We start from the raw sequence: 7629 nt of genomic DNA on the forward strand, positions 1-7629 counted from the left end.
CCCCCGCAGGCGCCGCAGAACCCGCAGGCGCCGCAGCCGCCCCAGGCCCCGTACGAAGGCCGGCAGCCTCACCCCCAGGGGTGGCCGCAGGGGGCTCCCGGCGGTGGTGAGCACCCGCCGTCAGCGCCTCAGCAGTAGGTCTTCACCGGACTGGACCAATGAGGGCCCGCACCGCGCAGGCGGGGCGGGCCCTTTGTCATTCCTGCTGGCCAGACGCGTGTTTGTGTCCCGTTGACATGTTTAGACCACCGCTGATAGACATCCCCATCACCAGCTGGAGACCGAAGCAGAAGCCACTGATCCGCCTTCCCTGCCTGTGCGAGCCATGACGCGAGGTCACCGCCCCATGCACACACCAGCGCACTCCCGAGCAATCTCCGCCAAGGCCTTACGGGCCGCTCTCGCCCTCGTCCTCCTCGCGGGAGCCGCGGCGGGCACCGGAGCGGCGGCGGCCGGTCCCGCAGCAGCCGACGAGGACCCGGGCGGCAAGAAGGTGCTGACCGTCGCGGTGTCGCAGAGCGTCGACTCGCTGAGTCCCTTCCTCGCCTCACGCCTCGTCAGTACGTCCATCCACCGGCTGATGTACGACTACCTCACGAACTACGACGCCAAGGACGCCCACGCGATCCCCGGTCTCGCCACCGAGTGGGAGCCGTCCGCCGACAAGCTGACGTGGACGTACACGATCCGCGAGGACTCCAAGTGGTCCGACGGGAAGCCGGCGACCGCAGAGGACGCCGCCTGGACCTTCAACAAGATGATGACCGACGACGGCGCGGCCACCGCCAACGGCAGTTTCGTCGCCAACTTCGACGAGGTGACGGCCCCCGATCCACGGACGCTGGTCATCAGGCTGAAGAAGCCGCAGGCGACGATGACGGCGCTGGACGTGCCGATCGTCCCCAAGCACGTCTGGGAGAGGGTCGGCGACTTCTCCAAGTTCAACAACGACAAGCAGTTCCCGGTCGTCGGAAACGGGCCGTACATCCTGACGGACTACAAGGTCGACCAGTACGTCCGGCTCAAGGCCAACAAGGACTTCTGGCGCGGGGCGCCGAAGTTCGACGAGCTCCTCTTCAAGTACTACAAGGACAATGACGCGGCCGTCGCCGCCCTGCGGAAGGGCGAGGTGTCCTTCGTCTCCAACCTGACACCCGCACAGGCCGCCTCCCTCGACGGCAACGACGACATCAAGGTCAACGACGCGCCCGGACGCCGGTTCTACGCCCTGGCGACGAACCCCGGCGCCAAGGCCAGGAACGGCAAGGAGTTCGGCGACGGCCACCCTTCCCTCCTCGACCGCCGCGTCCGCCAGGCACTGTTCCTCGCCACCGACCGGAAGACCATCATCGACAAGGTCTTCCAGGGCCACGCCGTGCAGGGCGAGGGCTACATCCCGCCCCGGTACGCCGACTACCACTGGCAGCCGGGCGACGAGGAGGAACTCGCGTACGACCCGGAACGGGCCGCGGAGCTCCTCGACGAGGCCGGCTACCGGCTGGACAAGGACGGGAAGCGCCTCGGCAAGGACGGCAGGCCGATCACGTACCGCGTCCTGTGCCACGCCACCGACCCGAACGACAAGGCGATCGGGAAGTACATGGAGGAGTGGTACGGCGATCTGGGCATCGGCCTGAAGGTGGACTGCCTCGACAATGTGACGGACCCCTGGCTCGCGGGTGAGTACGACCTCGCCTTCGACGGCTGGTCCGTCAACCCGGACCCGGACTTCGTGCTGTCCATCCACACCTGTGACGCCCTGCCCGCCACGCCGCAGGATGTCGGCGCCACCGACAACTTCATCTGCGACAAGAAGTTCGACGCGCTCTACGAGAAGCAGCTCGCGGAGTACGACGCCGCCGAGCGGGCCGGCATCGTCAAGCGGATGCAGGCCAGGCTGTACGAGACCGGGTACATGAACGTCATGGCGTATCCGAACGCCGTCGAGGCGTACCGGACCGACCAGATCGCGTCGATCACCACGATGCCCTCCGACGGGGGCAACATCTTCGGCCAGGACGGCTACTGGAGCTGGTGGTCCGCCGAGCCCGCGGCCGGCGCCGGCGCCTCCGCGTCCGGGGACGGCGGTTCCTCCACCGGCCTGGTCATCGGCATCGCCGCGGTCGCCGCGGTGGCGGCCGGAGCGATCGGCTTCGTGATGGCGCGCCGCCGCTCCACGGCCGACGAGCGCGAGTAGCGTCCCGCCATGGCTGCTGCAGCACTCGAGACCGCGGCTGCGCCCCCGCCCCCCGCCGGGAGCCCGGGCACAGGCACGGGCCACGGCGGGAGCGCCGTCCGTGCCTTCCTCGCCCACCTGGCCGGGAAGCTCGCGGGCGCCGCGGTCTCCCTGCTCGCCGTCCTCGTCACCAGCTTCTTCCTCTTCCGCGTCATCCCGGGCGACCCGGTCCGCAGCATGACCCACGGCCGGCAGGTCGACGCCGAACAGCTCGCCAACCTGAGGCGGCAGTTCGGGCTCGACCTGCCGCTGTGGCAGCAGTTCACGGACTACTGCGGCAAGGCCGTCACCGGTGACTTCGGCACCTCCTACCAGTTCCACGCCCCGGTCATGGAGCTGATCGCCGACAAGGTCCCGGCAACGCTCCTGCTCACCGGCACCGCCGTGCTGCTCTACACCGCGCTCGGGCTGTGGCTCGGCACCCGCTCCGCCTGGCGGCACGGCGGCCTCGGCGACCGCCTGGGCACCGGGATCGCCCTGACCCTGTGGTCCGTACCGTCCTTCTGGCTGGGTCTGCTGCTCATCATCACCTTCTCCGTCGGTGCCGGGCCTGTCCCCGGCCTGTTCCCCACCGGCGGCATGGAGTCCGGGGACGAGACGGGATTCGGATACGTCCTGGACGTGGCGCACCACATGGTGCTGCCGGTGCTGACCCTCGTCGCGGTCGGCTACGCGCAGACGCTGCTGGTCATGCGCTCGTCCCTGCTCGACGAGATGGGCGGGGACTATCTGACGACGGCGCGGGCGAAGGGGCTGCGCGACGACCTCGTGCGCCGCCGGCACGCCGTGCCGAACGCGATGCTCCCCGCCGTCACGCTCGTCTTCGTCAACCTCGGCCATGTGGCGGCGGGCAACATCCTGGTGGAGACGGTCTTCTCCTGGCCCGGTATCGGCGGACTGTTCTACCAGGCGCTCAGCGTGCCCGACCTGCCACTGGTCCAGGGCCTGTTCGTGGTCTTCGCCGGCGCGATGATCCTGATGAACCTGCTCGCCGACCTCCTCTATCCGCTGCTCGACCCGAGGGTGAACCGAGGCCGATGACCACCGCCACCGCATCCTCCCTCGCGCGGGCGCGCCGCCGCCGGGCCCTTGCCCGCTTCTGGCGCGGGTACCGCGCGAACCGGGCGGGCCTGTTCGGCCTCGCCGTCTTCGCCGTGATCGCACTGCTCGCGCTGGCCGCCCCGGTGCTGGTGGGCGGTGACGTGCGGAACGTGACCGAGGCTCCCGGCGCGCCTCTTCGGTCGCCGAGCGGTGAGTTCCCGCTCGGCACGGACCAGTTCGGGCGCTCGCTGCTCGATCTGCTGCTGTACGGGGCGCGGATCTCGCTCACCGTCGGGCTGCTGGCCGCCGCGCTGTCGGTGTCCATCGGCGCGGTCGTGGGCATCGTCGCCGGGCACTTCGGCGGCAAGGGCGGCGCCGTGCTGATGCGGGTCACCGACTGGTTCCTGGTGATGCCGACCCTGGTCCTGGCGATCGCGCTCGCCACGGTCATGTCCCGCAGCGCCACCACCGTGATCATCGCGATCGGTGTGACCAGCTGGCCGACCACGGCGCGGCTTGTACGCGCCCAGACCCTGGCCGTCGAGGCCCGCCCGTACATCGAGCGGGCGCGTGCCCTGGGTGGCGGGCACTGGCACATCATGAGCCGGCACGTGCTGCCGAACGTGATGCCGCTCGTCCTGGCGCAGACGACGCTGGGCATCTCCAACGCGATCCTCACCGAGGCGACGCTCGCCTTCCTCGGTCTCGGCGACCCTGCGGTCGTCTCCTGGGGCGGCATGCTCCAGGACGCCAGGGAGGCGGGGGCGGTCAGCTCCGGCCACTGGTGGTACCTCGCTCCGCCCGGGCTCGCGATCGCCCTGGTCGCGCTGTCGTTCACGCTGTGCGGGCGGGCCGTGGAGTCCGTGCTCAACCCGAAGCTGGGGGTGTCGGGCCGGTGAGCGGACTCCTCGACGTACGGAACCTGTCGGTCACCTACGGATCGGGGGCCGGCGCCGTGCCCGCCGTACGGGGTGTGGACCTGTCCCTCGACGCGGGTACGAAGCTGGGCCTGGCCGGGGAGTCGGGCTGCGGCAAGTCGACGCTGGCGCTGGCCCTGCTGCGGCTGCTGCCGAAATCGGCACGGCTGTCCGGGGAGATTCTGCTGGACGGCGAGGACGTCCTGACCATGAAGTGGGGCCGGCTGCGGGCGGTCCGCTGGGCGGGGGCGTCCATCGTCTTCCAGGGTGCGATGCACTCTCTGAACGCCGTGCAGCGCGTCGGCGAGCAGATCGCGGAACCGGTGCTGGTGCACCGGCAGGGCACCCCGGCGGCGGCCAGGAAGCGGGTGGGCGAGCTGCTGGAGCAGGTGGGGCTCCCGGCGTCCCGCGCGCGTGCGTATCCGCACGAGCTGTCCGGCGGGCAGCGGCAGCGCGTGATGATCGCGATGGCGCTGGCCTGCGGGCCCCGGCTGGTGATCGCCGACGAGCCGACGACCGCGCTCGACGTGATGATCCAGGCGCAGATCCTGCGGCTCATCGAACGGCTGGTGAGCGAACAGGACCTGGGCCTGCTGATGATCAGTCACGATCTCGCGGTGCTGGCCGACACCTGCGACCGGCTCGCGGTCATGTACGCGGGAAGGATCGTCGAGGAGGGGCCGGCCCAGGACGTCTTCGGCCGGGCGGAGCACCCGTACGGCCGTGCCCTGTCGTCCGCCTTTCCGCGGATCGGCGATCCGGCCGCCCGGCTGGCCCCGCGCGGACTGCCGGGTGATCCCCCGGACCCGTCCGCGCTGCCGGGCGGGTGCTCCTTTCACCCGCGCTGCCCCGTCTCACTGGACAGCTGCGCACGGGAGGACCAGCCTCTCCGTGAGGCCGGGCCCGGGCGGCGCGCCGCGTGTGTACACGTCGGGGCCGGCGCGGCGGACGGGGACGGGAACACGGGCGACGGCAGGGACGCGAACGAGGGAGCGGCACGATGACCGCCGTGGACGGACCGACGGGCGGCCTTTCCGCCAGGGCGACGGCGCCGGAGAAGACCGGCACGGACGCCCCCGCCGGCGCGGAGACCGGCACCGGCACGGAGACCGGCACAGTCACCGGGACCGGCACCGGCATTGGCACCGGCACCGGCACCGGCACCGGCACCGGGACGGCGGCGGGGACCGGCGCGGCCGCCGGTGACGGGCCGCTGCTGGCCGCGTCGGGTCTGTCGGTGGTCTTCCCCGGCCGGCACGGCGCCGCGCCCGCGCGGGCCGTCGACGGTGTCGACCTCGCCGTCGGCGCCGGGGAGATCGTGGCGCTGGTCGGGGAGTCCGGCTGCGGCAAGACCACCCTGGCCCGGGCGCTGCTCGGGCTGGTGAGCCCGAGCGCCGGAAGCGTCGTGTTCGGCGGGCGTCCGCTGTCGTACACGGGCCGCGCCCTGAAGGCGTACCGCAGGCGCGTGCAGCTGGTCCTCCAGGATCCGACCGGCTCCCTCAACCCGCGGCACACGGTCTACGACGCGGTCGCGGAGGGGCTGCGGATCCACGGGTACGACGGCGACGAGCGCAAGGCCGTCGCCGAGGCCCTGTCCCGTGCCGGGCTGCGGCCGCCCGAGCGGTTCTTCCTGCGCTATCCGCATGAACTGTCGGGCGGGCAGCGCCAGCGCGTCGTCATCGCCGGGGCTCTGGTCCTGCGTCCCGAACTCGTCGTCGCCGACGAGCCGGTCGCCTCCCTCGACGCCTCGGTGCGCGGCGAGATCCTCGCCCTGCTGCTGCGGCTGCGTGACGAGCTGGGGCTCTCCGCTCTGGTCGTCACGCACGACCTGGGTCTGGCCTGGAACATCGCGGACCGGGTGGCGGTGATGTACCTCGGCCGGATCGTGGAGACGGGCCCGGTCGAGGAGGTGCTCACGGACCCGCGCCATCCGTACACCCGGGCCCTGCTGTCCGTCCTCCCGGACGCGCCCGGCGAACCCGTCGTCCTGGGCGGTGAGACCCCGGACCCCTCGCGGATCCCGGGCGGGTGCCGTTTCCACGCCCGCTGCCAGGTCCTCGCCTCCGGCGCGGCGCGGGAGGCGGGTGTCGCGGAGCACTGCCGCACCCGGGAGCTGCCCGTCCTGACCGGCTCGGCGGGTGTGGCCTGCCACTGGGCGGCTGCGCGCGCAGGGGAGGGCTGAGGCGGATCCGCCCGGCGGCGGGAGGCAGCGGCGTCAGGGCCCGGCCGTGACACCCCCGAGTCCGGCGAGTCCGCCGGGCCCGAGCCGAAGGGCGCGCCCGTGGCCGACGGCGCCACCGGCGCTCGTCCGCGGCCGGACGAGGGGCCGCTCCGTCCGGCCGCACCCGGCGAGGTCGTGCTGGGGGCTGCCCGGCCCACCCGGCGCGACGCCAACGGCCGGGGCCGGGCGCCGCTGGGCTCTGTCCGACAGATCTCGCCCCGCGACGCCTGGCACGCACTCCCCCGTGGCCCTCCGGGCACGGGAGGTACCCCCACGCCGCGTTGCCGGAATCCTCCGAGCAGGCCACCGGACGGGGTCCGGGCTCGCCCCCACCGCCCTGCGATCGCACGCACCGGACGCCGCGGACCCCGCCCTCCGGGCGGATGGCGGCCTCTGTCGGACGGGGCCTACTCCTGCCGGTCGGCCGCGATCAGCTCGCGGCAGCGCCGCACGTCCGACGCCATCGCCTCGAGCAGGCCGTCGAGGGAGTCGAACTTCAGCTGGCCGCGCACATAGGCGAGGAAGTCGACGGCCACGTGGAGGCCGTACAGCTCGAGCCCCACCCGGTCGATCGCGTATGCCTCGACCGTGCGCTCCGTGCCGTCGAACTGCGGATTCGTGCCGACGGAGATCGCCGCGGGCATGGCCTCGCCCTGGGCGTGCAGCCAGCCGGCGTAGACGCCGTCGGCGGGGATCGCGGTGTGCGGGAGCGTCTCGACGTTGGCGGTCGGGAAGCCCAGTTCACGGCCGCGCTGGGCGCCGCGGACGACGACGCCCTCGACGCGGTGCGGGCGGCCGAGGATCTCCCTCGCGCCCGCCATGTCGCCCTCGGCGACGAGCCGGCGGATCAGCGTGGACGAGAAGGGCTCGCCGCCGCCGGCCTCGCCCCGGACGAAGAGGTCGACGACGTCCACCTCGTAGTCGTAGGTCGTGCCCATCTCGGCGAGGGTGTCCACGGTGCCTGCGGCCCTGTGGCCGAAGCGGAAGTTGGGGCCCTCGACGACGGCCTTGGCGTGCAGCTTGTCGACGAGCACCTTCACCACGAAGTCGGCGGGCGACAGCTTCGAGAACTCGGCGGTGAACGGCAGGATCAGCATCGCGTCGACACCGAGCTCCGCCATCAGCTCGGCGCGCCGGTGGTGCGGCGCGAGGAGCGGGGGGTGGCTGCCGGGACGCACGACCTCGCTGGGGTGGGGGTCGAAGGTGACGACGAC

The 7629-nt window shown here is 72.4% G+C and carries 6 protein-coding genes; 5 read left to right on the plus strand and 1 reads right to left on the minus strand.

All coding sequences use genetic code 11. The features are described 5' to 3' along the window. The first annotated feature begins 346 nt into the window (after nt 1–346). The 5 genes from GUY61_RS31295 to GUY61_RS31315 are packed head-to-tail and all read left to right on the plus strand — an operon-like array spanning nt 347 to nt 6376. Complete coding sequence (locus tag GUY61_RS31295) at nt 347–2197, plus strand: ABC transporter substrate-binding protein (RefSeq protein ID WP_166633621.1); 1851 nt, start codon at nt 347–349, stop codon at nt 2195–2197. Nucleotides 2198–2206: 9 nt separating this feature from the next. Continuing rightward, nucleotides 2207–3277 carry an ABC transporter permease gene (locus tag GUY61_RS31300; protein WP_166633622.1) on the plus strand — a complete coding sequence of 357 codons (1071 nt, stop codon included), beginning with the start codon at nt 2207–2209 and terminating at the stop codon, nt 3275–3277. Further along, nucleotides 3274–4176, plus strand: coding sequence for an ABC transporter permease (locus tag GUY61_RS31305; RefSeq protein ID WP_166633623.1), 903 nt, complete (start codon nt 3274–3276; stop codon nt 4174–4176). The genes GUY61_RS31300 and GUY61_RS31305 overlap by 4 nt, the downstream gene beginning before the upstream one ends. Further along, a complete protein-coding gene (locus tag GUY61_RS31310) occupies nt 4173–5198 on the plus strand; it encodes an ABC transporter ATP-binding protein (protein WP_208106689.1) in 1026 nt (341 codons plus the stop codon). The genes GUY61_RS31305 and GUY61_RS31310 overlap by 4 nt, the downstream gene beginning before the upstream one ends. Then, nucleotides 5195–6376 (plus strand): ABC transporter ATP-binding protein, encoded by a 1182-nt coding sequence (locus GUY61_RS31315; protein ID WP_243766887.1) that lies wholly within the window; start codon nt 5195–5197, stop codon nt 6374–6376. Before GUY61_RS31310 ends, GUY61_RS31315 begins: the two co-directional genes overlap by 4 nt. A 446-nt stretch (nt 6377–6822) precedes the next feature. On the opposite strand, the gene GUY61_RS31320 is transcribed toward GUY61_RS31315, so the two are convergent. Continuing rightward, the coding region (locus GUY61_RS31320) for a bifunctional riboflavin kinase/FAD synthetase (protein WP_166633625.1) at nt 6823–7629 on the minus strand (807 nt) is incomplete at its 5' end.

The organism is Streptomyces sp. GC420, assembly GCF_009916105.1.
Lineage (GTDB): Bacteria > Actinomycetota > Actinomycetes > Streptomycetales > Streptomycetaceae > Streptomyces.

Excerpts from the sequence above, each read along its gene's own strand:
- GUY61_RS31295 (WP_166633621.1), top strand. The coding sequence starts at position 347 with ATGCACACACCAGCGCACTCCCGAGCAATCTCCGCCAAGGCCTTACGG.
- GUY61_RS31300 (WP_166633622.1), top strand. The coding sequence starts at position 2,207 with ATGGCTGCTGCAGCACTCGAGACCGCGGCTGCGCCCCCGCCCCCCGCC.
- GUY61_RS31305 (WP_166633623.1), top strand. The coding sequence starts at position 3,274 with ATGACCACCGCCACCGCATCCTCCCTCGCGCGGGCGCGCCGCCGCCGG.
- GUY61_RS31315 (WP_243766887.1), top strand. The coding sequence starts at position 5,195 with ATGACCGCCGTGGACGGACCGACGGGCGGCCTTTCCGCCAGGGCGACG.